The organism is uncultured Microbulbifer sp. (assembly GCF_947498635.1).
GTDB lineage: Bacteria > Pseudomonadota > Gammaproteobacteria > Pseudomonadales > Cellvibrionaceae > Microbulbifer > Microbulbifer echini.
In genome coordinates this window covers 1-24991 of record NZ_CANMKV010000004.1, presented here as the reverse complement: position 1 = coordinate 24991, position 24991 = coordinate 1, and the positions used below count along the sequence as shown (strand labels likewise).

At 48.4% G+C, this 24991-nt stretch carries 31 protein-coding genes and 1 pseudogene; 12 read left to right on the top strand and 20 right to left on the bottom strand.

All coding sequences use genetic code 11. The annotated features are described in order from the left end of the window. Positions 1 to 21: 21 nt before the first annotated feature. The 7 genes from Q1A69_RS02990 to Q1A69_RS02960 form a co-directional block, all read right to left on the bottom strand. Positions 22 to 669: a phage virion morphogenesis protein gene (locus Q1A69_RS02990; RefSeq protein WP_299580916.1), complete on the bottom strand. Its 648-nt coding sequence runs from the start codon at positions 667 to 669 to the stop codon at positions 22 to 24. Then, complete coding sequence (locus tag Q1A69_RS02985) at positions 653 to 1141, bottom strand: phage tail protein (protein ID WP_299580913.1); 489 nt, start codon at positions 1139 to 1141, stop codon at positions 653 to 655. Before Q1A69_RS02985 ends, Q1A69_RS02990 begins: the two co-directional genes overlap by 17 nt. Then, entirely contained in the window at positions 1141 to 1605 is a 465-nt protein-coding gene (locus tag Q1A69_RS02980; RefSeq protein WP_299580909.1) for a head completion/stabilization protein, read from the bottom strand. The genes Q1A69_RS02985 and Q1A69_RS02980 overlap by 1 nt, the downstream gene beginning before the upstream one ends. Continuing rightward, a complete protein-coding gene (locus tag Q1A69_RS02975) occupies positions 1602 to 2366 on the bottom strand; it encodes a site-specific DNA-methyltransferase (protein ID WP_299580906.1) in 765 nt (254 codons plus the stop codon). The genes Q1A69_RS02980 and Q1A69_RS02975 overlap by 4 nt, the downstream gene beginning before the upstream one ends. Before the next feature lie 107 nt (positions 2367 to 2473). Beyond that, positions 2474 to 3154 carry a phage terminase small subunit gene (gpM, locus tag Q1A69_RS02970; protein WP_299580903.1) on the bottom strand — a complete coding sequence of 227 codons (681 nt, stop codon included), beginning with the start codon at positions 3152 to 3154 and terminating at the stop codon, positions 2474 to 2476. Positions 3155 to 3272: 118 nt separating this feature from the next. Continuing rightward, the gene (locus Q1A69_RS02965) at positions 3273 to 4307 is read right to left on the bottom strand and encodes a phage major capsid protein, P2 family (RefSeq protein WP_299580900.1); all 1035 of its coding nucleotides are present in this window, start codon (positions 4305 to 4307) and stop codon (positions 3273 to 3275) included. A 56-nt stretch (positions 4308 to 4363) separates the two neighbouring features. Continuing rightward, positions 4364 to 5218, bottom strand: a complete 855-nt coding sequence (locus tag Q1A69_RS02960; RefSeq protein ID WP_299580897.1) for a GPO family capsid scaffolding protein — start codon at positions 5216 to 5218, stop codon at positions 4364 to 4366. 189 nt (positions 5219 to 5407) lie between these two features. On the opposite strand from Q1A69_RS02960, the gene Q1A69_RS02955 reads away from it, so the two are divergent. The 3 genes from Q1A69_RS02955 to Q1A69_RS20310 all read left to right on the top strand — a co-directional run bounded on the left by Q1A69_RS02955 (position 5408) and on the right by Q1A69_RS20310 (position 8574). Further along, positions 5408 to 7153, top strand: coding sequence for a terminase family protein (locus tag Q1A69_RS02955; RefSeq protein WP_299580894.1), 1746 nt, complete (start codon positions 5408 to 5410; stop codon positions 7151 to 7153). Positions 7154 to 7165: 12 nt separating this feature from the next. Further along, positions 7166 to 8221 (top strand): phage portal protein, encoded by a 1056-nt coding sequence (locus tag Q1A69_RS02950; RefSeq protein ID WP_299580891.1) that lies wholly within the window; start codon positions 7166 to 7168, stop codon positions 8219 to 8221. A gap of 62 nt (positions 8222 to 8283) precedes the next feature. Continuing rightward, on the top strand, positions 8284 to 8574 hold the full coding sequence (locus tag Q1A69_RS20310; protein WP_366525540.1) for an ogr/Delta-like zinc finger family protein: 291 nt from the start codon (positions 8284 to 8286) through the stop codon (positions 8572 to 8574). Here the strand turns inward: Q1A69_RS20310 and Q1A69_RS02945 are convergent. Beyond that, positions 8571 to 8816 (bottom strand): hypothetical protein, encoded by a 246-nt coding sequence (locus tag Q1A69_RS02945; RefSeq protein ID WP_299580888.1) that lies wholly within the window; start codon positions 8814 to 8816, stop codon positions 8571 to 8573. The two genes, Q1A69_RS20310 and Q1A69_RS02945, sit on opposite strands and share 4 nt — an antisense overlap. Before the next feature lie 216 nt (positions 8817 to 9032). Here Q1A69_RS02945 and Q1A69_RS02940 point away from each other — a divergent pair, with 216 nt between their 5' ends. Then, positions 9033 to 9401, top strand: coding sequence for a helix-turn-helix transcriptional regulator (locus Q1A69_RS02940; RefSeq protein WP_299580886.1), 369 nt, complete (start codon positions 9033 to 9035; stop codon positions 9399 to 9401). 29 nt (positions 9402 to 9430) lie between these two features. On the opposite strand, the gene Q1A69_RS02935 is transcribed toward Q1A69_RS02940, so the two are convergent. The 8 genes from Q1A69_RS02935 to Q1A69_RS02900 form a co-directional block, all read right to left on the bottom strand. Next, positions 9431 to 10393 carry a hypothetical protein gene (locus tag Q1A69_RS02935; RefSeq protein ID WP_299580883.1) on the bottom strand — a complete coding sequence of 321 codons (963 nt, stop codon included), beginning with the start codon at positions 10391 to 10393 and terminating at the stop codon, positions 9431 to 9433. Between the two features lie 5 nt (positions 10394 to 10398). Next, on the bottom strand, positions 10399 to 10752 hold the full coding sequence (locus Q1A69_RS02930; RefSeq protein ID WP_299580880.1) for a hypothetical protein: 354 nt from the start codon (positions 10750 to 10752) through the stop codon (positions 10399 to 10401). 14 nt (positions 10753 to 10766) lie between these two features. Further along, entirely contained in the window at positions 10767 to 10958 is a 192-nt protein-coding gene (locus Q1A69_RS02925; RefSeq protein ID WP_299580878.1) for a hypothetical protein, read from the bottom strand. A 15-nt stretch (positions 10959 to 10973) separates the two neighbouring features. After that, positions 10974 to 11222 carry a hypothetical protein gene (locus Q1A69_RS02920; RefSeq protein ID WP_299580875.1) on the bottom strand — a complete coding sequence of 83 codons (249 nt, stop codon included), beginning with the start codon at positions 11220 to 11222 and terminating at the stop codon, positions 10974 to 10976. Then, entirely contained in the window at positions 11215 to 11652 is a 438-nt protein-coding gene (locus tag Q1A69_RS02915) for a hypothetical protein (protein WP_299580872.1), read from the bottom strand. Before Q1A69_RS02915 ends, Q1A69_RS02920 begins: the two co-directional genes overlap by 8 nt. Then, positions 11649 to 11885, bottom strand: a complete 237-nt coding sequence (locus Q1A69_RS02910) for a hypothetical protein (protein ID WP_299580869.1) — start codon at positions 11883 to 11885, stop codon at positions 11649 to 11651. The genes Q1A69_RS02915 and Q1A69_RS02910 overlap by 4 nt, the downstream gene beginning before the upstream one ends. Positions 11886 to 12317: 432 nt before the next feature. Beyond that, entirely contained in the window at positions 12318 to 14993 is a 2676-nt protein-coding gene (locus tag Q1A69_RS02905; RefSeq protein WP_299580866.1) for a hypothetical protein, read from the bottom strand. Positions 14994 to 15003: 10 nt separating this feature from the next. After that, a complete protein-coding gene (locus Q1A69_RS02900) occupies positions 15004 to 15216 on the bottom strand; it encodes a hypothetical protein (RefSeq protein WP_299580863.1) in 213 nt (70 codons plus the stop codon). Between the two features lie 235 nt (positions 15217 to 15451). On the opposite strand from Q1A69_RS02900, the gene Q1A69_RS02895 reads away from it, so the two are divergent. The 4 genes from Q1A69_RS02895 (at position 15452) to Q1A69_RS02880 (ending at position 17591) form a co-directional block, all read left to right on the top strand. Continuing rightward, complete coding sequence (locus Q1A69_RS02895) at positions 15452 to 15790, top strand: helix-turn-helix transcriptional regulator (RefSeq protein WP_299580860.1); 339 nt, start codon at positions 15452 to 15454, stop codon at positions 15788 to 15790. Positions 15791 to 15983: 193 nt separating this feature from the next. Then, positions 15984 to 16226, top strand: coding sequence for a hypothetical protein (locus tag Q1A69_RS02890; protein ID WP_299580857.1), 243 nt, complete (start codon positions 15984 to 15986; stop codon positions 16224 to 16226). After that, complete coding sequence (locus Q1A69_RS02885; protein WP_299580854.1) at positions 16223 to 16555, top strand: helix-turn-helix transcriptional regulator; 333 nt, start codon at positions 16223 to 16225, stop codon at positions 16553 to 16555. The genes Q1A69_RS02890 and Q1A69_RS02885 overlap by 4 nt, the downstream gene beginning before the upstream one ends. After that, complete coding sequence (locus tag Q1A69_RS02880; RefSeq protein WP_299580851.1) at positions 16545 to 17591, top strand: tyrosine-type recombinase/integrase; 1047 nt, start codon at positions 16545 to 16547, stop codon at positions 17589 to 17591. Before Q1A69_RS02885 ends, Q1A69_RS02880 begins: the two co-directional genes overlap by 11 nt. A gap of 294 nt (positions 17592 to 17885) precedes the next feature. Here the strand turns inward: Q1A69_RS02880 and tnpA are convergent. Continuing rightward, positions 17886 to 18324 (bottom strand): annotated as a pseudogene (tnpA, locus tag Q1A69_RS02875) (IS200/IS605 family transposase). Here tnpA and Q1A69_RS02870 point away from each other — a divergent pair. After that, entirely contained in the window at positions 18274 to 18519 is a 246-nt protein-coding gene (locus Q1A69_RS02870; RefSeq protein ID WP_299581239.1) for a hypothetical protein, read from the top strand. The pseudogene tnpA and the gene Q1A69_RS02870 overlap by 51 nt on opposite strands. Positions 18520 to 18813: 294 nt before the next feature. Here the strand turns inward: Q1A69_RS02870 and Q1A69_RS02865 are convergent, their stop codons facing one another. The 3 genes from Q1A69_RS02865 to Q1A69_RS02855 are packed head-to-tail and all read right to left on the bottom strand — an operon-like array spanning position 18814 to position 21974. Further along, on the bottom strand, positions 18814 to 19647 hold the full coding sequence (locus Q1A69_RS02865; RefSeq protein WP_299580848.1) for an SDR family NAD(P)-dependent oxidoreductase: 834 nt from the start codon (positions 19645 to 19647) through the stop codon (positions 18814 to 18816). A gap of 1 nt (position 19648) precedes the next feature. Beyond that, on the bottom strand, positions 19649 to 20617 hold the full coding sequence (locus Q1A69_RS02860; protein ID WP_299580845.1) for an SDR family oxidoreductase: 969 nt from the start codon (positions 20615 to 20617) through the stop codon (positions 19649 to 19651). A gap of 13 nt (positions 20618 to 20630) precedes the next feature. Next, positions 20631 to 21974 carry an NAD(P)-binding domain-containing protein gene (locus tag Q1A69_RS02855; RefSeq protein ID WP_299580842.1) on the bottom strand — a complete coding sequence of 448 codons (1344 nt, stop codon included), beginning with the start codon at positions 21972 to 21974 and terminating at the stop codon, positions 20631 to 20633. A 220-nt stretch (positions 21975 to 22194) separates the two neighbouring features. Between Q1A69_RS02855 and Q1A69_RS02850 the strand changes: the two genes are divergently transcribed. The 3 genes from Q1A69_RS02850 to Q1A69_RS02840 all read left to right on the top strand — a co-directional run. Next, positions 22195 to 23085, top strand: coding sequence for an AraC family transcriptional regulator (locus Q1A69_RS02850; RefSeq protein ID WP_299580839.1), 891 nt, complete (start codon positions 22195 to 22197; stop codon positions 23083 to 23085). Between the two features lie 544 nt (positions 23086 to 23629). Then, complete coding sequence (locus tag Q1A69_RS02845; RefSeq protein ID WP_299580835.1) at positions 23630 to 24184, top strand: BON domain-containing protein; 555 nt, start codon at positions 23630 to 23632, stop codon at positions 24182 to 24184. A gap of 619 nt (positions 24185 to 24803) precedes the next feature. Continuing rightward, a partial coding sequence (locus Q1A69_RS02840) for a helix-turn-helix domain-containing protein (RefSeq protein WP_299580832.1) occupies positions 24804 to 24991 on the top strand: 188 nt, incomplete at its 3' end.

Below are 24991 nucleotides of genomic sequence, written 5' to 3'. Positions count from 1 at the left end.
GTGATCGCCCTCTTTGGTCCGTTACGACCGCTCCAATGTTTGGTCAATAATTGTGGTGGCCAGCTCTTCTACTTCTTTCTGGGTCACGCCGAGAAAGCTCCTATCCGGCAATGGAATAACCCAGCTTTTTTTCGGTTCTGCTTCGCGCATACTGCGCAAAATAACGCCGGCTTGGCCCAGCGATAAATTCTCTGTTACCCATTTCAGACTTGGCTGTTTCCAGCCGTGCCCATTAACCCGCCGAATTTTGTAACCCTCTTTGCGCAGGGCCTTTGCTTGTTCCCGTGTTGCCGGGGCGTCGTAGTCCGGCTGGCCGTAAACCTTTTCCGCTTTCTCCGCGTTCCAGCGCTCGCTCACGCCGTGCTGGTGCTTGTAGGCAATACCTGCCGTTACGGAATCTTTAAAATCAATGACCGCTTTTTCTGGGGTGGCCTTGCTGCGCAATTTTTTGCTTAAGCCCCGCAGCATTCTGCGGTTGCCCTTTTTTTTGCGCGCTTGCCAGGGCTTGCCATTTAAATCCCGCTGTTCGCGCAATCGCTTGCGAGAATAGGTGCGCACCTTGCGCCCGACCTGACCCAGTAATCGCCGCCGTTTAGCGGCGGGCAGCTGCAATAGTTGCAGTTGCTTTTTCACGCCCAGGTGCCCGGTAATATCAATCCTTACGGACATAGGGCGCATCCGTGGGCTGTGATTGGTTGTCCCCTACCCCAACCTGGTTGGGCTCATCGACAGGCACGGCGGCGATAGACCACTGGCTCCCGTTGTAGGGAATGACCCCGTTATCGTCGGGCACTAAATTAATGTCCTCATAAAAGGCGATACGGATTTCCACATCGGCCTTGCGATCATTGATGACATCGATGTCGATTTCAGGGTCAGGTAAATTCTGGTTATTGCGCTCCGCGTCCTGGTCTTGCACCCAAGCAGTGACCAGCGCAAAAAGTAGCTCTGCGGGTTGGGAAAAACGCTCGATACTAATCACCGCGTCATAGCGCAGACGGCAGATACAAATCCCATTACCCAAATTTTTACTGGTGGTTTCCAACTTGCCGTCTTCCATCCAGCTGTCTAACTGCTCGCTGGAGACCAGGTTGGCATTCAATAAAAAACGGGTGATTGTGCGCAGTTTGTGCAGAGCCATTACAAAAGCTCCACCGTGATATTGGTTTTCACACCGCGCAGACTGCGCAGGGCGCGATCCGCTTGCGCCTGGTATTGTTGGGCGGTGCTGTCAGATTCCTTCGCCTGGTGTTCGCCCACCTCGCGGCGATTGATAGTGGCGAACTCCTGAAACAGGGTGGCGGTTGCCTTACAGAACACCGCGCGCCGGTACTGCTCCTCTAGACTATTTTTACCACCGAGCGCTTTATCCGAGACCGCCGCCAAGGTTCCATGGCCGTCGGTTTGCCAGGCCTCTTGCTGATCGATTAAATCGTCGTTGACATCGAGCATGGCCAAGCGCAAATGATGCTCCACCTTTTCCTGGTGATACTCCGCGGGCACCCGGTAAAGCCGCTGTAAATCCCCCAAGGAGAGATCCGGAAAAAAACCGTTATTCTCCAGGGTGGTTTCCAGATAGTTTTCGGATTTACCGGTAAAGCTCATTGCACTTTTTCCCTAAGTGAATCCCTGTAGGCTGACCGTAGGCGTTTCTTAGCAATTTCAAAGTATTCTTCGCTGGCTTCTATGCCGATAAAGGGGTGGCCGAATTTAATTGCCGCAACACCTGTAGAACCGCTCCCCATAAACGGGTCGAGTATCGTCTCCCCCGGTGGAACGACTTTGACCAGGTGCTCCATTACCGCAACGGGCTTGCCTGTCATATGCAATTTCTCTTTGGGGTTGACTCGCTCACGCAATGCCCCCTTTAAGTACACAGGGTGTCGATCTCCGTAACATTTACCCTTGAATCCCCAGGCTATATATTCAGCCTGACAACGAAATTTTCCTTTTGCGGGTCGGACGGACTCTGTCTTGTCCCAGGGAATAATGCCGTTAAAAGAAAATCCACCTGCCTGTATATAATCGGTTGTGGTTGGCAACTGTCTCCAATCACTAAAAACGCAGATGGGCGAGCCAGTCTTTACCAACCGATAACATTGGCTAACCCATAGAGACGCCCAGAAAGCAAAGCTTCGCTGATCCCTGTTTTCACCCATAAATTCTGGGTGTTTGTTTTTTACATCATTATCCTGATATTTTTGACTAGGTGCTTGTGCTTTAGTTAGAGATGAAGCCCCGCTACTGGCATAAGGTGGATCAGTAATCACCGCGCCTATACTATTGCCCTGTAGTTTTTCCAATACGGCAAGAGCATCCCCTTGAAAAAGTACAATATTCCCGATGGCGAAACGCTTGATTTTCATAGAACAACTAATACCTAAGACAGCAAATTAAAAACACGGCGCCGAGTGGTTTGCTTGACCGCTCAGGGCGACAAGCGCCCCACTGGCCCGTGCCGTGGGAGGAACTGTTACAGTTTTTTTCTGGCCATTTCTAAGCGGGTTTTGACCCCGGCTTTATCGTTAACTTGTTCGGCCTTTTCATACCAATGGACTGCTTTGGCAAAGTCTTCCTCTTGGTCGTAAAGGAGGCCCGCCATCCTATAGAGTTTACCCAGCACAATTTTGTTGAAGATTGGCCAGCGGTCAGACTGCACCGCGTCGAGGACTTCGGAAAAATAAGGGAAGGGGGAGCGCTGGGCCTTGTATTCACGTTCCGCCCAATCGTGTAGCTCTTCGGCTACATAGGTAGGCAAATCCCGCTTAAACCGTTCAGGCATAGATTGCTGTTGCTCAATGGCATAGTTGGCCAGCATCAAGGCCTGCTCGATATCGCCAACATCAATCAGCCAGATTACGCACTGCACCAGGACGAGATTCGGGTACTTTGCGCCGCTGGCCATATATTTATGCGCGTGCGGTAGATAGCGGGGTAGTAATTCACGCTTCAGGGCAATTTTTTCTGAAATCTCTTTGCGTTCGGATAACAGCTGCAAATCGTTTTCCAGATTACTTTCAACCAAGCCGCGAACATAATCGTCTTTGTCTTCACTGCTGGTAGTGACCGCTGCCGTTTCGACAGTTACTTCACTGACTTGCTGTTTTTTTAGCGCGGCCAAACATTTCTTTTTGTGACGCAAAGCGAGACTCATAGTCATTCCCTCTTTTATTTTTTATTGGGGCGTTTTTTAAAAAGCCCCTGGCCAGTCGTTATTTAACGGTGACCAGGGGAAGTCCGCAGCGCCCGTTGATGAATAATTTACTGCTGCATTACTGCCAGCCACCGCTGCCGTCTGGCAACATCACATTGCCAAATTCGATACCCGCCGCTTTATCCAGGGTTTCCACCACGTACGCTTCGTTCATGGTGTTGTAGTGTTCTACGCGGTCGCGCTTGGCGTTATCCTCAATCTTTTGTCGCACTGCACCCGATTGGTAATACAGGCTTAAATTATCCCAGCTGGTAATCATTAAGCCGCGCACTGGGAAGAACGGTACTGGATGGGATAGCAAACCGCCGTAAGTGCGCGTGACCGCACTATTTTCGGCTCGCTCTTTTTCGGTGGGTGTTTGCCCCTGTGCGGTGTACAGCTGTGCCTTGTCCTGGGCGAGTAGATCGCGGCCAACCAGTGCCACTAGGTCATCGCCGTCGCGGTGTGGTTCGGCAACCAGTTGCAGCACGTCATGGACCATTGCATCCAGGTTTGCATAGTCACCACCCGCACCTAAACGAATTTGCCCCGCCGTGCCGCCCTCGCTAAGGATCTGCGCTCCTGCTTTATAGTCTCGCAAATGCTGGAACCAACCTTTATTAACGTCCTCACCATTGGGATAGGTGGCGGAGTCAGTAACAGACGCTTTATGGGTACCATAAAATCCGTGTTTAATACGCGCGTGGGCAATTGCCTTGCGCACGTATGTCATAAAACGGTCTTTAAAGTCGGGAAACTTTGCCCAGGCGTCCAGGGTTTGATACAGAATATGAACATCGTATTCTGTTTTTACACACTCATAGCCGTAGGGATCAAGGCCGAGTGGATCGACGGTTTGCCGGTCATTGTTGGTGGTATCGGTGCGCTTACCCACCATCCCGGTGGCTGAGCCGAGGATCTTCTCCCCTTTGAGGTCATCGACACCAATGACATTAATCTGCTGTAGAAAGTTAGAGGACTCGACAATCTTGTCCTGTAGCTTCTGCTCAATGGATGGCGTTGCCGCAAAGGATTTTTCTACTGTATCCACACCATAGGTTTTAGCCATGAGGCTGACTAAAGTAGAAAATTTAAGCCGGGTATCATTACGCATAAAATTTCACTCAAAAATAATAATCAGGTTGTTTAGGTTTTACTGCGCTTGCGGGCTTAAATTACTTCTTCGTCTCCGGCGCCGCCGGTACCCTCCGGGGTACTGGTGCCGGGTTTCTCAGTATTAATCGCGGCTTTAAATTCTTTATTCAAATTATCGAACTTGCTCTCAAGCGCTTTGAATTCTTTTGCACTTACGGTGCCATTCTCTTCTTCGTCGGAGCCCACTTCTTCAGATTCTTGCTGACCACCTCCACCCGCCCCACTAGTGCTGAAGTTTTTTACTAGGTCTTTCATGGTTTCGTGTTGGGAATTAAGGGCACCCAACAACTGATTGAATTGTTCGTCTTTCATGGCTTCACTGTCCTGTTCTGGTGGTTTGGAATCTTTACGTCCAAAAATTCTGTTATAGAGGGTGTTATCTTTTTCCAGACTGTCGGACAGATTGAATTGATGACCGCTAAATATACGCGCAGACTGGTCACCGTCTTTACTTGAAAAGTGCAGTTCTTGAATACCTGCGCTAGCAGGGCTGTCAGTAACACCCAGGCCTTTCAAATAAAACTTGTCTGTACCGCGATAATTTTCCCCAAGCTCAATGGAGGGAAACGTGTACTCACCTGATCTATTAGCACTCACAAGCCAATCGTCGGGGGAGATAATGCCGAACAGCTGGATTTCCCCTTTTAGTTCCGGTTCAGTAGCAGGCTCTACCTTTAAGGCTAAAACGGTACCACCGCTATAGTAGCGACGATGCTCAGGCCAGAGTTTCGCGGTAAAGACCTTGGTGTTATAGGTCTCTGCCATATCCTCTAGCCATTCCTTTTTTATATAGCGGCCATCATCACTGCCATCGACTACCGACCCGCTTGTAGCCAACGTCACCCAGCCGGTTTTTAGGTTTCGTGCCATTTTTCGCCCGCTAAATAGATTCCTGTTAATTAATTTGTGGCCTTTGCCACATCGACAGCCCGCAGATTAAATACAAAGCCAACACCAAACAACGCGATAAATTCCTATAGATTCCGTTTTCGTAAAAATAGGAATTTGCAGGAATAAAACTGCATTAATACCGCCAACTTCTTCCGTACACTGCGGCGCATGGCACAGTACTCTGAAGAAATCAAAACCGCTGCAAAGCTGATGTGGCTGCGCAGACTAAGTGCGCGAGAGATCGCGGAACAGTTAAACCTGAATAACGCACGGGTGGTTTACCAGTGGGCGGAGAAAGGCCACTGGGAAGAGATGCTGCAACATGAAACTGTAGAGCAAGCCACCTCCCGGCGCCTTATTGTGCTGGTGGAAAAGCCCAATAAGACTAAGGAGGATTTCACCGAGATAGACCGCCTTAGCAATCTGCTGGATAAGCTGGCGGGCATTGATGTTAAGAAAGCCCGCGCGGCCAAGGAGAAGGCGGCGGCCTCCCGAGGAGAGCGCGGAGACGGCAAAGGCAAAAAGAAGAAAGCTAAAAACGATATCAGTGAGATTACCGCGGAACAGCTGGAAAAGATCCGCAAAGAATTATTTTATGAATACCAGCACCGCTGGCACGACAACAAAGACCAGCGCACCCGCTTCATCCTGAAATCCCGCCAGATCGGCGCAACCTATTACTTTGCTTGGGAGGCCTTCGAAGATGCGGTACTTAGTGGGGATAACCAGGTATTCCTTTCCGCAAGCCGTAACCAAGCCGAGATATTTAAAGCGTATATTATCAAATTTGCCCGTGAATACTTTGATATTGAATTAAAAGGGGCCGACTTTATTGCGCTGTCCAACGGTGCAGAGCTGCGCTTCGTTTCCACCAATGGCCGCACCGCGCAAGGCTATCACGGCCACTTCTATGCAGATGAAGTATTTTGGATTCCCGATTTTGAGCGGACCAACGAACTAGCGTCCGGTATGGCATCCCATAAAAAATGGCGCCGCACCTACTTTTCTGTGCCTTCGATAAAAAGCCATAGTGCTTACGATATGTGGAGTGGAAAGGTCTTTAAAGATAACTCGAAAAAGAGCGTCGATTTTGACCTTAGCCACGAGGCACTGAAACACGGAAAGCTCGGGCCAGATAGGATATGGCGAAATATTGTTACCATTGTCGATGCTGAGGAGCAAGGGTGCGATCTTTTTGATATTGAAGCGCTCAAGGTTGAGAACAGCAAGGCGGCTTTTAATAACAAATACATGTGCGCCTTTATGGAGGCGGGACTTTCCGTCTTTAAGCTGGAAGACCTACTCTCTGCCGCTGTTGATGTTGATATTGCCTGGAAAGATTACAAGATAAACAACCAGCGGCCCTACGGTAATCATCCGGTTTGGATTGGCTATGATCCCTCACGCAGTATCGACGGAGCCGCCATTGTAGTGCTGGCACCACCGCTCAAAGAGGGCGGCAAGTTTCGTGTGCTGGAAAAAATTGTCATGCGTAATCGCGCCTGGCAGTACCAAGCCAACCGCATTAAGGAGCTGACCGAAAAATACAATGTGCAGTTTATCGGCGTTGACTGTACCGGCCCCGGCCACGGTGTGTATGAGATGGTCAAGGAGTTCTACCCGCGCGTAACTCCGATCACCTACGGCCTAGAAACCAAAACCAACCTGGTATTGAAAACCCAGGATGTAGTAGAAAGCCAGCGTATCGAATGGGATGCGGAGCACACCGACATTCCCCAAGCCTTTTTACAGATTCACCAAACCACCACCAGCGGCGACCACATCACCTACACCGCCAACCGCAAGAACGCCACCGGCCACGCGGATGTGGCCTGGGCCATTATGCACGGCCTCAGCAACGAACCCCTCAACCGCAAGCAGCGCAAATCCTCGGTGGCCTTTGCCAGTAACTAACGGGAACAATCCATGGGCAAGAAAAGAAAACAGTTTTCCAGGGGCGGGAACCGGCAGGCCTCAAGCAACAGCAAAGCCCTGTCTGCGGAGACAAGCAGCAATAGCCCTACCCTGTTTAGCTTCGGCGATCCTGAGCCCGTTTTGGGGGGCAACTGGGGGGATTATCTGGGCACCTTCCTAGAACCCAGCGGCGACTACTATGTGCCGCCAGTGAGCCAGAGCGGCCTGGCCAACCTGTTAGGAGCCAACGCCCACCACGGCACAATCCCCTACTTTAAGCGCAACAGGTTGCGCCAGTGGTTCAAAGCCTCCAACACGCTCAAACCGGAATGCCTGGCGAATGCAGGTTTTGATCACTCGGTATTTGGCCACGCGTACTTCAAGAAAATCTATAACCGCTTCAATCATATCCTGCGCTTGCAACACCTACCCGCGCTCAATATGCGTCGTATGAGAGAGAAAGACCGCTTCTGTATGCTGCGCCCCACTAGCGAGCCCATCGTGTTTGCACCCGGTGAAGTGATCCAGCTGAAAGAATACGATCCCACCCAGCAGATATACGGCAGACCTCAATACCTGGGCGGTGTGCAGTCGGTATTGCTCAATGAGGACAGCACCCTATTCCGGCGCAAGTACTACAACAACGGCGCACACATGGGCTACATCTTCTACACCACCGACAGCAGGCTTTCCGAAGAGGATGAAAAGGCTATTAAGGAGAAGATCCAGGGCAGCAAGGGCGTGGGCAATTTCCGCTCTATGTACCTGAATATCCCCGACGGCAAAGAGAAAGGGGTGCAGATTATCCCAGTTGGCGATATCGCCACCAAAGACGAGTTCGAGCGAATCAAGAACCTCACCCGCAACGACGTACTCAGTATGTGGAGAATTCAACCGGCCCTGGCTGGCGTGATGCCCGAAAATTCCGGCGGCTTTGGAGATATCGAAAAAATCTCCCGGGCATATTACGAGAACGAGGTACTGCCAATGCAGGATGTTTTTATGCAGCTGAATGAGTGGCTGCCGAAGGGGAAAAGGATTGGGTTTGATAAGCCGGAGTTTACGTAAAAGCAACCATGGAAGTTCTTTATTGACACCTTTTAATGTACATATAACACCAGGGTAGTAGAATGGATACCGTAATTACGGACGAATATGGGGAAGACATGCAAATAAATTGCATCAAATGTGGCAGTAAATCAGTGATTACAAGCCGCAATGAAATAGACCCTAAATTCTCACAGCTTTATTGCGCCTGTAAGAATATTGAACACTGTGGCCACACTTTCGTAATGGACCTAAGTTTTAGACATTCGATATCACCTTCAGCCCAAGATAGGCGCACTCTGCTGATTGACCTACTTAAAGCCGTCCCCACAGCAGAGCGCGAAAAATTATTTCAATTAGCTAACGGATGTTAGTTAGGTACTGGATCTAATGGGCCAGGCAAGCACTGTAAATCTCGCTCAAGCTTTTCCTGTATCCTCACCAACTCCTTATCAATTAAGTTCAATGCTGCTACACGAGCTTCAGGCGAAGCTTCTCCCCCAAATAGCTCCAACGCTAGTCGAACATCAGAAATCTGATCAACGAAGTTTAAGCGCCCCTTTTCTAAGCGCATTAATACAGAAGCCGGTAGGTGTATCACGTTGTTCCTGGTCATACTTTCAAACTCCATTTAAAACAAACCAATAAAAAAATTGGGAATTAATTCCCGCTTTTCAAAATTTGTTAAAACTTTTTACCACTCGTTTTGCGCTTCTGCAAATCTATTTTTTTAAGTTTGCGTATATTGCAAACTAATATTTAAGTTTTGCGATATACGCAAAGATTCCTATAATTTGAATATTCTGTAACCAATTTGCGGTTTAAATACGGTGTGCAGAAATTGACCAAAGTGGGACAATCCGATCTACAGAACCACCGAATTGCCATTGCTAATCGATTGCGGGAATACCGGATTAATGCCGAAATTACAGGCTGCGACATGGCAATGCGAATAGGAATCCCTAACTATGTTCTCTCAAAGATGGAATCGGCCCAGCAGACCATCCCGGCTGAGTTGCTGCCGGCTTGGTGCGAGGCCTTAGGTATTTCCACCAGCGAGGCGCTAGGCATCAAGGAGGCTGAGTGGGGATCATTGGCGGAATTGGTTAAGCGGTTTCGGAAACTCAGCTCCCGAGGGCGGGAGCTGGTGTTGGGGCATATAAAGTTGGTGGCGAAAATGGAGAGTAAGGGGCGTAAATGATTACTTTGTTGCGATTTTTAATTTCTTTTTTATTGTGCTGCCCTCAGTGCAAATCCACGGCTTGTACGAAGTAAAACCCCAATCTGTTCTAAATAGTTAAATACGGGTTTCACTACGTTATTTCCTCCTTTCACCTCTTGATTGATATTGCGCATTACCGGTTTCTCTCCATATTTCCCCTCTGCAATACACCGCGCCAGCTGCTGTTGCTCCTCTGTTAGCTCAATGTTGTTGGCTTTGGAAGGTTGTTTATTCTCTTTATTACTCTCCCTTTCAGTCTGTTGTACAGGCGCTTGCTCATTTAACAGCGAGGCGGTTTCACGCTTAACGGTTAACGCACTGTTAAACGCCAGTAACGCCACCAACCCTACCAGGTCGGTAATAATCGCCAGTGCCAGGAAGGCGCTGTGCTGTAATTTATCAGCATCCGTGCGGGTAAGGTTGGCCAGGCCAGCGAACGCTGCCTGGGCACTCTCTGAGGTGGTGCCCTGTACAGATTTGAGTTGAGCCAAGGTTTTGTCCCGCCCTGCTTCCAGTTCGTCCAGGCGTTTATCGGTTTTAACGGCCACTTTGCGGTAATCGCTTGCCGCGTAATCAGCAACGATTCCGTTGATATTGTTAATTCGCTGGCTGTAACTGTTTAGTTGCTGTTGCAACGCTTGGTATTCAACACTGTTAACGGCGCTGGCCTGTTGTTGCTCCATTGTGTGGCTTTCCAAAAAACCCACGGTGGCGGCGGTACTGATAATCACCAGGAAGGGAAACAAGAGCAACAGCACCCCGCCGATAAAACGCTGATTCCCCCAAAGCCAGAACCCCAAAGGTGCAAAAGAGAACTTGCACAGTTCCAGGGCCAGGGCAGTGAGCCCCGCCACCCACTGCCCCGCCTGCTCTGCGGGAATGGAGATCCACAGTCCCACGGTAAACACAACCGAGGTGCCGCAGAAAATCAGTGCGGCCAGACCGGTGAAAAGTTTCCAGTAGAAAATCACTGTTCTTACTCCCTGTCTAAATGGAAAACACCACGGTTGTTCAACCACACCCATAGCTTTTGTTTTTCGTTGAGCGTTTTGTGGTCTCGGGGATCAATACTATCAACGTCAGGTATTGCACTATATTCAGCCAGCTTTAATTTCTCTTCTTCGGTGAGTGGCGCAGGCTTGGAATTTTGTTCATCACATTCAGGGCAAATACCAGTTGTTACGATTGGGTGCCAAACATGGCCACATTGACATTGACGGGCTCTGTGACAGCCGTTCGTGATTCCAACATCTAATAGCGTGCTACGTCGAAATTGCCCGCCACGAGAACGGTGCTGAATTCGCCCATTTCTATGCTTATATGCTCTCATTTTCCAATAATCTCCTAATTGATCGGCTGAAAGTTGCGGCCCGCTTTAACAAACAAATAAACATCTTCCAGCCGGTATTGATCGCCATTCCCCTTTACTCGGTAGGCGTCGGTGGTATTCACAATGCGCACGGGAAAAGGCAAATTCTTTGGGTTTTGATTGAAGTATTTAGAGTCTTCACGAATAGCAGAGAATAGTTCAGCCATTTTTAATTACCTTCCTTAGTGAATATTGCCTTTTTCTTGATACGGATAAACCGGCATTTCTTGAGCTGTCTTTTTCTCTCCACTAGCAAAGAGGCTCATTGCCAATGTGGCAAAATTAAGCGTGATAATGGATATCTCGTTCTCTTCAACTTCACTTAAACCTGCTCCCGATACCAACTTCTCTTTAAGCTCGTAATAGCGAGCTTTCTGCTTCAAGAGAAAATCATTTGATTTTTTAGATACTTCTAGTTTGATCTCACGCATGCACAGCCCCTCCCAATTCATTATTTAAATCTTTCAATTGATCCGCACGGGCTTCATGCTCTTGGAAAATTTCCTGGGCAGCTCTCAGTTCCAAAACGGCTTCTTCCCTGCTTACCGTGGTGGTATCTGGGCAAGCGATACGCTCGCGGCATAAAGCCAGCGCCAGGCGTATACGCCGGGCTTCAGCCAGGTCGAGTAGAAAGACTTTTTTAGACATAGCGGTTTCCTCATTGTTGAACGGTGCAAACTCTTGCGGGCGCTGCCCGCGATAGGTGTAGGCGGCCTCACGGGCAAGGCAGCCAAATATCAATTCATCGCGCACCACTTGCTTCCAGCTGCAAGCGCTATTGATTTGGGCGTTATTGAGCCAGGCGTTAAAGACCTGGTATTCGGTGACGGTGTGGTAAAGCTTCAAGGCGCGCTGACTCATAGCCCTTCAGCCTCCCGGCGCATCTCCCACACCTGGTGTTTCAGTTGGTTCAAGCGGCTGTGCATATCCTCGGCCATGCCTTTGCTCTGTTTCTTTAGCCATTGCTTTATCTCGGGCCGGGTGCGGGTGCATAGCAGGTGCCAGGCGAGGCAGTTGCGGCGGTGGGACTCGCTGTTGGTGTCCGCAGCCTCACCGATCAGCGGGGGCAACCATGCGTTGGGCTGGTTATTCATTTGTTCCTCCTGTGCAGAAAAATGCGCGGAGGGGGTAAAAAAAGCCGGGACAACGGGACAGGGCGTTTATTTCATTTAGGAAGTTAGGTTTTATGCGGACTGTAGAGTATTCACTTTGTCCCATTTTTTTTGGGACAAAATGGGACACGCCACGCACCGTTTCGCTGTAGGTCCCGCGGTTACTGGCTTTTCGGAGTTTTGGGCTGTTACCAAAACTAGTGACTTGTTGGTAACTTGTCCCAAACACTATGTCCCGTGCTGTCCCATCAATGTCCCGATATTGTCCCATTGCTATTACCCTATTAACTTATTGATATATATAGATTTTTCTCTCTCTTATTACCTTGTCCCGCTTTGTCCCGCCTTTCTCTAACCCTTCCCCCCTATTTTTCTCCCCACCTGGCAAGCTCAAAAAAAATACAAACTGGAGGATTAGCGACCACTTCCGCCGGTTCTTTTGAATACCCAACACCAGGGCCTAGTTTTCTCTTCCCGCTTCGACCGAACCCGCTTGTAACCATCCAGCGGATAGCGCTGGCTGGTAGAGAACAACTGCTTCAGTTCCGCCACAGGCACCAGCTCCTGGCCGCGTTTGCGGCAGAGTTCCATGTACTCGTTGAGGTTGATTGCGATTAAGGCGGGATCGATGCTGTGGTTCAGGCGATCAGTGTTTACATGTCGCTTTCCATGTTCATCTTCGACATAAACCACTTGATCGTTAATAAAGTGATAGGTATCCCAGAACTGCTCAATGATCGGATGGTCCTTGTTTAAACGGCGCTGTCGGTCCCGTGCGCGCTCCAGCAGGTATTCTTGCACCTGGTTTATTAAAGGAGTCTCAAAATCTGGCAGGATGACTTGCAGGGCTTCTACCGCTGCCATCAGTTGGGCATGGCAATCGATAATCCGGCCTTGGTTAATGCTGTCATCAGTGGTTAGGGTTGCCCGGTGGCTTTCAAAGGCATTGAAGAAGTGAGATAGCCACTCTGTCTCATGAGTAAGCACCTGGTGAAGATACCCAGCCAGGTTTTCTACCGGCTCGCGTTTGAGGCGATCCGCCAGAGGGCGGTTTTCTGCACGCTTGTGGGCAGTGGTGCAGTGGAGGTGGACGATACGTGAGAGCGTGGCCGCCGATGCCTGTACCGTGGCATTCTGGCTAATCACCAAACTGCCACGAAAGATCCGATCATGAGTTTTATTGTCGTTGGTCTTCACCCCCTTTGAGTCAATAACACCATCTAAGTCATAAACCTTTTTGAAAATATCCCAATTAAAAGATTTTGCAGCACGGCCCCCAGTATCGCCGCTGGTTTCTCGATCACTCTCAATGACCACTACCGGAAGGTTGCTAACCTTGCCCAAGTTACGCCCGTAACTGGACGTTGAAGTACTTAGCAGGTCTATACCTTCGTAGTTGTCGCGCCCCAGTAATTTCCAGACAAACCGAATCAGGGTGGATTTACCAGCATCGGGATCACCAGTAATTTCCAGAAAGTGAAACGCCTGGTGTTTTTCCTTGATCTGACGGGCAAACAGGCTCGCGGTGAAGTAAGCCAAGGCGGCGATACCGTTTAGGTGAAACACCTTTACAAAGTCCAGCCACCAGCTTCCGTCAAATTTATCGCAGTGATGAAGCGGCATTCCTTCCAGGGTGGTTTTAATGGCGGTATCGCCCTGCTGTAAAAAGCCGTGTTCATTGGCTGTAATTAATTTGCCGTTTTGATAACCGAAACCTGGGAAGATATAAGCCCGGGTATTTTCATCAAATCCCATGTGTGGCAAGGTCGTTACCCGGTTAACCTCACCGTCTAGCCAACGAGACTTGAGAATTTTTAAATCGCCGGCCCCGCCCTCAAAGCTGCCGCCGTCTGTATGCGAAAGCAGAGCGAGGCCAAAGGCGCGAGGATCGGATAATGCATTGGGGGAAAATGCACCGAGGTAGCTGCGACTGGTTCCCGATTTCTTGATAGCAAAAAAGTAGCGGCGCTCATTGGTTAGGCGGTCGATTTCTGTGTACTGGAATTTAGGAACGCAGTTAGAAATCTGCTCTGCTTTGGCAGCCTGATTAAAGGCATCCCAGGAGAAGCCCCACTTATAGGATTCTCCTTCACTGGCTTTGTTAAAGTCGTCCAGGGAAAATTTTACGGAGTGTAATTTATCATTATGCTCAATGATGGTTTTGCCAAATGGTTTCCATCCATACTGCGCATAAGCTTTACGCTTTGGTGTTTCAGCAACAAAAACGCGACCACGCCAGATACAGTTCTTAATAGTTTCGTCATTAAGCAGACCATCTCTATAAAGATCGTCCCAATCTTTGCTACTGCCAGTCTGCGCAACTTCTACCGTTTCATTTTGGTCCTTGAGTTCTTTGTAGTATTTGGCCACATGGTTCCGCGCACCGGGCTCATCATCGTATGCCAAGTGCCAGATAATGCCCTGGCCTTTATTTTCTTTAATCAGTTCTCTCGGCAAGTTGGAACATGAGAAAGCGCAAACCGCTTTGTAGCCTGTTAAGTACATGGCGATACAGTGGAAAATTCCTTCAACAATGAAGACTTTTTCCATGGGTTTGATTGTTTGCCCAGGTGGTGCCCAGTGCTTTCCGGCATAGCTGGTACCGGTTTTAAAGCGGGCTTTTTTACCCGCTTTCTTTACATGCCGTTTATCAACGATACGTTCCCAGTAATCCTTCTCGCCTCCAAACAGAAAGAAACGTACTGTTTCTGCCCAGGAGCCATCCGGCAATTTGTAAAACCCCTGCTCAAACCAATCTTCAATATCAGCGACGGGAAACCCGCGCTGAATGGATAAGTAGGCTCGCGCCGTAGCTTTGGGGTCTTCATCGCTTGATGGAAAGCGCTTGGAGAAGTTTTCGAAAAGGTCCGGGTAGCGATCCCGCACCCTTTCTTCGTAACTGCACTTTTCCTCGCGATCACAACGCAAAGTGATCGGCTTATTAATCTTGATCCAAAGCGTTTTCTTTTCACAGCTTGGGCAAATGCCGCGCAACACCTCTTTATCACCGACCCCAGATTGCTTCAGCTTTAGGCTATGGTCGTTTTTCAGAGTTTCTAGCACGTCGCGATTGATTGCGCTGTAGTCCATAGCGCACACCCTACTTCTGCTTGGGCTTAGCTGGGTCAGCCTCTAGGCACATGCGCGAAAGCTGCAAAAGATTGATCATGCGATAGCGGCCGATTTTGATTGTTGGCAAATAGCCTCGATCAACCTGTGCCCGCACAGTACTCAACGTGTGACCCGCATCTATTGCGTACTGCTCTTGGGTGCAAACCGGGGACTTGATTGGAGGTATTGAGTAGTCATTCATTCCCTTTACTCTCTGTTGGGGTCATATGAGATCTAACGAGGTTATATTTACACTTAACAAATGGTGCCATGTCAACCCCTTTAGTTCTTTTTTGTATCTATAGTGTTCTTTATTTACACTTTTGCCGCGAATTTCATTATTGAAAGAGTCCGTATTACACTTTTTCTTGTAGTGAGAGTTTTAGGTAATGCATTATTTGCCCAGCAAAGGGCAATAAAGAGGCGCGCGCCAACATATGGGAACGATTTCAAAGCTAAGGGCCGGTGATCGATTACGTGCGATCAGGGAGCTAACAGGGTTAAGCCAGAGAGAGTTTGCAGATCTGCTAGGTGTAGATCTGATGCCAATGAAAAATGCGGAGTACAAGAAAAACCGAGTTACGGAAGAGTGTTATGAAGCAATGGGGAAAAATTTCCCTGAGCTGCTGAAATGGTTTGTCTATGAAGGCCCGATCAACCTCCAAGAGTTGCGCAATAGCGACAGCAAGTATTGCAAATTCATTGCAGCTCGCTTTGACGCTGGATTAGTACCTGAAGAGTACTTTCCCGAGGATTTAATAAGGGATAACGATTGAAAGTGAGCGAGCAATCGATTACTTGTATAAAAAAATCTTTTTAGTGCAGTAATTGAGAATCAAAGAGCGTTGAAGAGGCGCAATTCAAAGAATGAGGAATAGTCAGAAACTAAAAACCGGTGACCGTTTACGAATCATCAGAGAGCTAATTGGCTTAACTCAGAGGGAGTTTGCGAGTTTCCTAGGCATTGAAATGTCAAAACTGAAAAATATTGAATACAAACGGAACCGTGTTACCGAAGAGATTTATGAGAAAATAGGCGAAAACTTCCCAGAGTTACTGAAGTGGTTTGTTTATGAGGGGCCTGTTGACCTCCCAGAATTGCGCAATAGCGACAGCAAGTATTGCAAATTCATTGCAGCTCGGTTTGACGCTGGACTAGTACCTGAAGAGTACTTTCCCGAGGATCTAATAAGGGATAACGATTTAAAGTGAACGCGCAATTGATGGACAGCGCGGGAAAGAGGCTGCGGAAAGTTAGAGAGGCGGTAGGTCTTACGCAGGCGGACTTCGCGACGAAACTAAATATAAAAGTTCATCAAGTTAAAAATATTGAATACGGAACCTCTCGTATTCAAGAAGAGGTATTTGCCGAGATTGGGCGCCTTATGCCTGAGCTTCTGCCCTGGGTGGTTTACGGTGGCAAAGTTTCTTTAGAACAATTGGAGCAAAGCAAGAGTGACTTTTGCAAGTTGCTGGTGGTGCGTATAGGCATTGGTTTAGTTACCGATGCTACTTTTCTGGAAATGCAGGATGGCGATTAAGAAACTTGATAGCGGACGCTGGCAAGTAGATATACAGCCACAAGGGCGCGGCGGGCGCCGTGTCCGCAAATCGTTCGATACCAAAGCGGAGGGGATTCGCTGGGAGCGTGCCCAGCTTGCCTCTGCTGACAAAGGAGAATGGGTGCCCCCGCAACGAGATAAGCGCCCGCTTTCTAGCTTGGTGGAGGAATGGTACACATTGCACGGCCACACGCTCAAAGACCATTCCGGGCGCCTGAACTATCTCCAAAATACTGTAAAGTGGCTGGGTGATCCGCGCGCGGTCACCTTTACTGCTGAGGACTGGATTCTCTACCGTAAGGGGCGGTTAGAAGCTCCAAACGATCAGGGCCGACAACCTTGCGCCCGAACTATCAACCATGAACAGACCTACCTAAATGCGGTTTTCAATCGGCTGATTGCGCTAAAGAAATGGACTCTACCCAACCCCTTGAAGGGGGTGCCCAAGCTCCGAGTAAAAGAGCCTCCTCTTAGCTTCTTAAATATCGAACAGCTACAAGCTTTAGATGATGCCCTCCTCAATGCCAGAAACCGGAATGTAAGAACGATCACCCGAATTTGTTTGGCTACAGGGGCAAGGTGGTCGGAAGCTGAAAACCTGGATACTGAGCGAGTCCATCACGGTAAGATAGAGTTCGTTGACACCAAAAATGGCAAGAATCGCAGTATTCCAATCAGCAAAGAACTAGAAGCAGAGATATTAACCGGCCGCCCAAAGTTTGGCCGTCTTTTCCCCGGCACCAATTTCCGTGCCTTCCAGGAAGCCGTCGCGAGAGCAAACCTGACCTTACCAAGAGGCCAAGCGACACACATACTTCGCCATACTTTCGCCAGTCATTACATGTTGAATGGCGGAGACCTATTAAGACTGAACAAAATACTGGATCACTCCACCATGGAGATGACCATGCGCTACGCCCACCTGGCCCCCGAGCATTTGGAAGATGCAGTTAGCAAAAGCGCCCTTAGTAGCTTGGAAAAGTGTCAACAAAGTGTCAACGCGGGTGATCAATAGAGGATAACGCTGGTTACTTGCCTCTTAATTTTCCTAGTAATTACAGCATGTTGAACAGTAAAGATTAATTATTAAACCGTCTTGAAAACCGTTGACTGTAACAGGTCCCAGGGTTCGAATCCCTGCCCCACCGCCATATAAAGTCTTGTAAATCAATGGGTTACAAGCAACCAAGGGCGGTACCAATTTTCTTGGTACCGCCCTTTTTCGTTCAGGTCTCAACAAAGTCTCAACGCAAAATCAGCAACCACCCGCATAGCGGGTGGGATGGTGAAAGCCCCCAGAGGGGGCTATTTACAACCCCGCCAGTTGCATCTGCTCTTGCCGGCGCTCTTCAACCTCTTGATTCTTGATGCACTCTCGAATCATCTGCTCATCAAGACCTACCTACTGTACTCACGCAGTAGCCTCGAGCCCAAAAATGTCTTCCTGTGAAATTTCTCTGCACATGCTTGTACTTCCGAAATATCTGGATCGCAGATTTCCCTTTCAGAAACCCAACCGTATTGGAAACACTTAACCTTAAAGGAATCATTAACAACATATGAATGTGATCCCTCATTGCGTACCCCTCGACCAACTCAATGCCTTTCTGACAACATAAGTCTCGGAATATTGCTCCAATCTCACGTCTCAATGCTCCAAATAACGCTTTCTTTCGATACTTGGGCAAAAATACCACATGGCACCTGCAATAATGTTTAACGTGAGCTTGGCACTGCCAATCTCGCATATGGCCTCCTTAAAGAACTTGCCGGTTCATGGAGGCCATATTTTTACTCTGCACGCCGGAACGGCAGAGCCTTATCAAGTCTCACCGCCTGAGGCGGTGGTTTACCTATTTGTTAATTATCTCTTGCTGCCAAGGAGGCGGGAAGTGCACATGACTGCGCCGCTACTCTCCCCCGCTTCCCTGTCGATTAGTTAGCGAGCAAAACTGACTAGAATAGAGCAAAACGTTGTATACATACGCCGTAAAGGAAGAACAGAAAAACCATTTGAAGAGGGTTTTACACGGGATGCTACAAGCTATGTACATTGGTTAAGGCAAAACCTGACGCACCCCTTTGAAACGAAGGGTTTATCGCTTTTGATGAGGGCGTTTAAACCAAAAAGACATTTGAATAAAGCTAAATTTACAGCTGAAAATTCACTAAAAAGTACCCCATGAGATCGCAAATTTTTCTTCGAATATATCGAGGTGCTCATCAGCCTGAGCGGCCTAGCTCTCCGAAGCTGCCGACATTTCAAGCGGGAAGCTCCTCCTCATCTGTTTAAGGAAGATAGTCGGAGCCAGTCGATACAAAAAAGCACCTACAAGGCTTACATCTTTTGGGAACCACCGCTCCCTCCCCTTTTCTAAGGCCACTACAATTTGATTGGCCATCCATTCAGCACTGCGCACAGCTCCTATAGTACTTCGTTGGTGCTTGGCCAGCCCACCATCGCCGGCTAAAGCATTTTCTTCGATCGTTGTAGTTAGGAAACTTGGGTACACCATCAGCACTTTTACCCTCTCACGCCGCACCTCCTCACGGAATGTCTCGAAATACTGGTGCAAAGCGCTCTTGGCTGCGCAATAACCCGCACGGCCCAATACGGGCATCCAGCCGGCCATGGAGCTAATATTTACCACACAGCCAGAAGCAGCTTTTAGTTCTTTAAACAACCCCTGAGTAAGTCCTACCGGGGCATAGTAATTGACATCCATCACTCTTCGGAGGACCTCGCTGGTCGTTTGAACGGAGGGACTACGATGCGTAATGCCAGCGTTGTTTACTAGCAGATCAACCCTTGAATACGCGTCTTTTAAGAGCTGAATCAACGCCTCAAGTGCTTTGCTATTAGATAAATCAACCACAAAAACCCTAACTCGAATACCGCGAGCCCTAAGCTGAGCTTCTCTTTGGCGAAGTGTATTGACGGCACTATCAACCAGGGCGAATTCGGCAGTAAATTTTCTCGTAAGGCACTCGGTAATCGCCCAGCCCAAGCCCCCCGCAGCGCCAGTAATCACAAAAGTCTTTTGTGGGATTTCAACTTTATTCACAGCCACCTCAGATCTCCCCCATAGGCAAAGAGCACTTGCGAGAAGCCGGTGCTATGCCGAGTGCCTTTTCTGCAAAAAAATTAAAAACCTCTTTGGACGTCTTCTCCGGAAGAAACCCCAACTCTTCTTTCAAGCGACGGTTATCCAGGACAGGCCTATATTGCAAAAAGGCCACTTGACTGGGATGGGTATTTGTTAAATGGAGACTATAACCTAGTCGAAGAACCGCTTTTACCAGCCATATCGGTGGCTTTATAAGCGATTTAGACAGTGTATGTGCGATTTCCCTGGGGCTGACACGACCGTCACCAGCCAGATTGAAGATACCTCCGGCATTAGTGTTCACGCCGAAGGATATTGCACGGATAACATCCTGGTCCCAAACAAAAACAAACGGAGAATTGTGGCCTCCCGGGTCCAGGATTACCTGCTGGCTAAACAGGGCACTGATTTTGTTATTGGTCTTGGCCCCCAAAACGGAAGAAACGCGAAAAATCAGCTGTTTGAGGTGTGGGTACTTTTCACAGTATTCAGCCAGTAACGCCTCAACTTGACGCTTGTTGTAGGAGTAACCAAATTCGGGATTACCACGCAGTGGATGATGTTCATCGAGTTTGGATGGATTATCAGGATAATAGCCATAAGCCGCACCGCTGCTTGACACAGTGATATGCTCAACACCCGCGTAGAGACAGGCATCTAATACATTTCTGGTGCCTTCCACGTCGATGCGATACTCGGCCGCCTGATCGCGCCCTGCAGACATTACCGACGCCAAGTGAATCACATGGGTAATAGATTTCGACTGCATTAATGCCCCAAGGGCCTTATCACAGATATCCATAACATAAACTGGAAAGCTCGCAGCTTTAGATCGAATATCAATCCCGAAAACCGGAAGAGTTTTACTCAATCGTTCCCCCAGCTGATGGCCGATATAGCCTAAGGCCCCTGTAATCAAAATCCGCTGTTCCATCGTGGAGCCTCCATCAAGAAGTCACTTCTGATCCGCCGGTCTGGTAAAACGCTGCTCGCGGGAGAAGATCTTTCTGCAAATCTGCCTTGTGAACTGCAAGAGCCTTCAAGTACGCTTCTTTATGAACGTAATACGCCATGCGCTCAAGGTTCAGATACCGCATACCACCGTCTATGCGTATACCCGCTCTCTGTTGGATCGTTTTCCTGAATCGACTCGCAGAGGGAGCCCCAGCCATTAACTGGTGTATATAAAGCGCAACAAGTTCTGCCTGTTTGTTACGCCCTTCCCACCCCAGCCCCGCCGCCTCGACCATCCCCATCATGAAAAGGTTGTCTGACTCTGGATGGAATACATTTAGATAAAGGCTAGGCGCATGGCCACTCCAGTTCAACTCACGGCTCTCTATGAACGGATAATTAAGCGTATAACCCGTAGCTTGCACAATCAGATCATACTCCCGGCATTCACCATCCGAGAATCGCACTTTAGCGGCATTTACCGATGTAATATCCGGCCTTGGATTGATATCCCCATGGCCAATGTGGTGCAGCAGTAAGGAATTGACTACGGGGTGGGATTCAAAGAGTTGGTAATCTGGCTCGGGTAATCCGTATTGAGATGGACGCCCTAATGAGAAATTCGTGAGCGCCCTGGTTATTCGGCGCTTGAAAAAATCGGGGAGCTTAAGTTTTCCACCCAGCTGATCGACAGGTTTACCGGCAATATATTTCGGCAAGAAGTGATAGCCGCGACGCAGACTGATCTCCACGCTGCTCGCTCTCTGTACCGCATCTACAGCAATATCTGCTCCACTATTGCCACAACCAATCAACAGGACTCTTTTTCCGGTAAAGACCTCGGGCGATCGGTACTGCGCGGAATGCAATAACTCCCCAGAGAACTTACCTGGAAGTTCGGGTTGGTTCGGGTGGTGTAATGTGCCGCTGGCAATGAGTAAACCACTAAACGCTCGCGTTTTTTCCTGCCACTTTCGACGAGTAGTAACTAGCCAGTCTCCTCCGCTACGAGTGCATTTCAAGACTTCCGTATTAAACTCGTAGTGGCCGTAAAGTCCAAATTTTCTCGCATAGGACCGGAAATAATCACGCATAGCACGATGGCTGGGATAATCAGGGACGTCCTCATCCATGGGAAAATCGGCAAACTCAGTCATCTTCTTCGAGGAAATAAGATGTGCCGATGCATACATTGTGCTGGTTGGGTTATCGATATCCCATAAGCCACCGACCTCACTGTGCACCTCAAAGCCAACACAGGGGATACCAAGCTTAAGCAAATGTCGCACGGTACACAGGCCCATGGGGCCGGCGCCAATCACTGCGTAGGGTTTCATGGTCGCTCCCCTTGCCTTTTTATTCGTTTTAGGACCAAGCCAAAAGAATATACCGTGACAAATTCACAGCAGATCGTCATTATCGGGCAGATACTGGTTAATTTGGGACATATAGATAGTGTTGAACGACTCTAGAAGTGTGCACCTCAGCTATGCCAGGGCTTTAGTTGAGGCACTGTCCAGCTTGGGGCTTCCTCAACCAAAAGGGGCCCACAAAGTTTTGTCCCAAATAAACCGGGAAGAACGTGTTCCAATTCATCAGCAGGAGCAGCTTTGGGAAGCGCTAATTGACAGCTACCCAGACCCCTTACTGGGAATAAGGCTTGGGCTTGCCATGCAAGCCAATCAGATTGGACTAGTGGGTTACTTACTGATGACCCAAAAAGACCTGGGTGCAACGATAGAACAGTTGATTATCTACCACCCGTTACTTGGGGAAGGGGGTCACTTTGAAATGCGTCGCGATGCCCTGACTGTAAATCTCTGCTACCACCCCAATTTCTTAAGCTACGCACAGATCCGTGTAGAAACGGTACTCGCTGCTTGTCTGGCTCAAACCCGGATTATGACTGGTGGAAAGTTTCAAACACACAAGATAATGCTCTCCTATCCCGCCCCCAGTCTCGCCCTACAACAACAGTATCAAGCGCTTCTACAAACACCAGTAACGTTCAATGCACAGGTTTCAGCCATCCGATTCCCCGCCCATTACTTGGCACTTCCTCTAACCGCAGCTGATAGAGATGTTGTGGCCTGTTTAAAGCCAAAAGCAGATGCCCATTTACAGGCACTCGCAGAAAAGTCCCTACACCGTAAGGTGTCACTCTTACTTCAACAATCCCCCGACTTAACCCGTGAACAGGCTGCCAAACATCTCTGCCTTAGTCCCAGGCATTTGAGTCGTAAACTGCAAGGTGAGCAGGTCAATTTTCGTAAACTTCAGGATGAGGTACGCAGTTATTATGCTAAGCAATGGTTAATGGAAGGCAACAAATCGATTGTCGAGATCGCCACAGCCTTGGGGTACTCCGATGAGAGTGCCTTTGGCAAAGCCTTCAGGCGATGGGAGGGAGTTTCTCCCGGCTGTTATCGAAAATGCCTAACTACTTAATCGCTAAATCTGACGGACTGCTTAATAAATAACCCCGTTGAATTTAGTAATCTTCCTAGATTTAAATACTAACTTTTTATAGAGCATGCGCACCGCCTTATTATATAGACAACCGCTTAATCGGTGAGCGATACATCACATCCAACTGAAGCGAGGTATTAATAAATAATGCAAACCAGAAGTAAATAAAACCATACTGCCAGCCCCAGTACTCAATGAGTGTTGCGCCGTATGTTTGACAGGCACGCTGAATTCTACTATATGGCTTCACAGGTCATGATGTTCACAGTGTATTTCCGGCGTATAAACACCCAAATTATCGCCCAGCTTTCAACGGCAAAAATGATCATTCACAACACATATTTCACGCAGCTACCCTCTAGAACTGGATTGCTCACAGGTCGATGCGCTACTGAACACCATCCACCGCGTTAAAATCACCTGATCTCCTACAACGAACGCAAACTGGAAACTATCCAAAAAATCTACATGCAATATCCTACCTATCTGTAGACATGCCCCTCAACAACTGAAGGATTCATTTATGCCCCTCATAAAAAATACCCTAAATTGTATTGCAATAGCCATGCTTGCATCAGCCGTGGTTATAGCCGAGGAAAAACCTGGCCAGAAATCTTCAGCCATGAGCGATGCATGGCTCGACGGGAAAGCCGAGACCGTGCTCTTACTCAACAAAAATTTAAATAGCTTTACCATTGACACAAAAGTCAACAATGGCATTGTCACCTTAACAGGAGAGGTCAATAGCGATATTGATAAACGCCTGGCTGGCGAACTGGTTGCCGGAATAGACGGCGTCAAGAAAGTAAACAACGAACTGATGGTTACCGACAAAAAAAGTATCAGCGATACCATCTCTAGCGAATACACAGACGCCAAGATCGCAACCGTAGTAAAAACCCGACTATTGCTCGACCAACAAATTCCAGGAACTAAAATTGACGTCTCAGCCCAAGGTGGCACTATCACCCTCAAAGGGTCAGTAAAATCCAGCGCGCAGAAAGATCTCGCTCAAGCGATTGCAGAAAATACCGAAGATGTTAAGAAGGTTGTGAATAATTTAACCATAGTTAAATAAAGAGTTAACTCAGCGGGGCCGCCATGGCCCCATATATTCTTCGCATGTGGTAGACCAGGTCGCCCCCAATACACTGCGCACCTTAAGCCTGTCACTTGGATTTATTTTAAACAAAATCCAAAAATCAGACTTTAGCAACCATCAAAATCGAGAAGAATCTTGGCAGACCCTCGGCTCCACTAGCCACACTAGCACCACGAGACAAAACCACTTCCACCATAAAAGACTTCCCTGAAGCTAAATTTCTTGTTGAGTTAAATGCCACAAATAATGTAAAAACAGCCACTAGAAAAAACATCAACCAACCAAAAAGCCCTTAAGGGAATAGAACAAAATCTTCAGCTTTAACCTAAGACTCATAACCTTTATTTTACCGCCAATATACCCCCAACTACAGAGGCCACCGCCCTTCCTTGCCCCCAGTTATTTCCGCAAAAAACTCATAGCCAAGAAAACCCCTCTGGCCCTGATATTAAACGATGATACAAGCGTCATTAATGAACTGAGACTCCATATATCAATCTAGCAACAACGTTAAACACGCCCCCTACCTTCATCACCCCCAGAATTCCATACAAGTTATTAACCCGGCGATCCTATAGTTCTATATAATATCCAAATGGATATTATTGATGCAAGAAAATTACCCGCTTCCGCACAGGAAGAAAAACGCAGAACTGCCGTAAAGCTTTGGAAAAAATCAGAGTCTATAGCAGAAATCGCACGGACTCTGGATGTTTCCAGTCGAGCAGTACAAAACTGGATCAATGCTTATAAAGCAGGCGGCTTCAAAGCATTGTCTGCTAA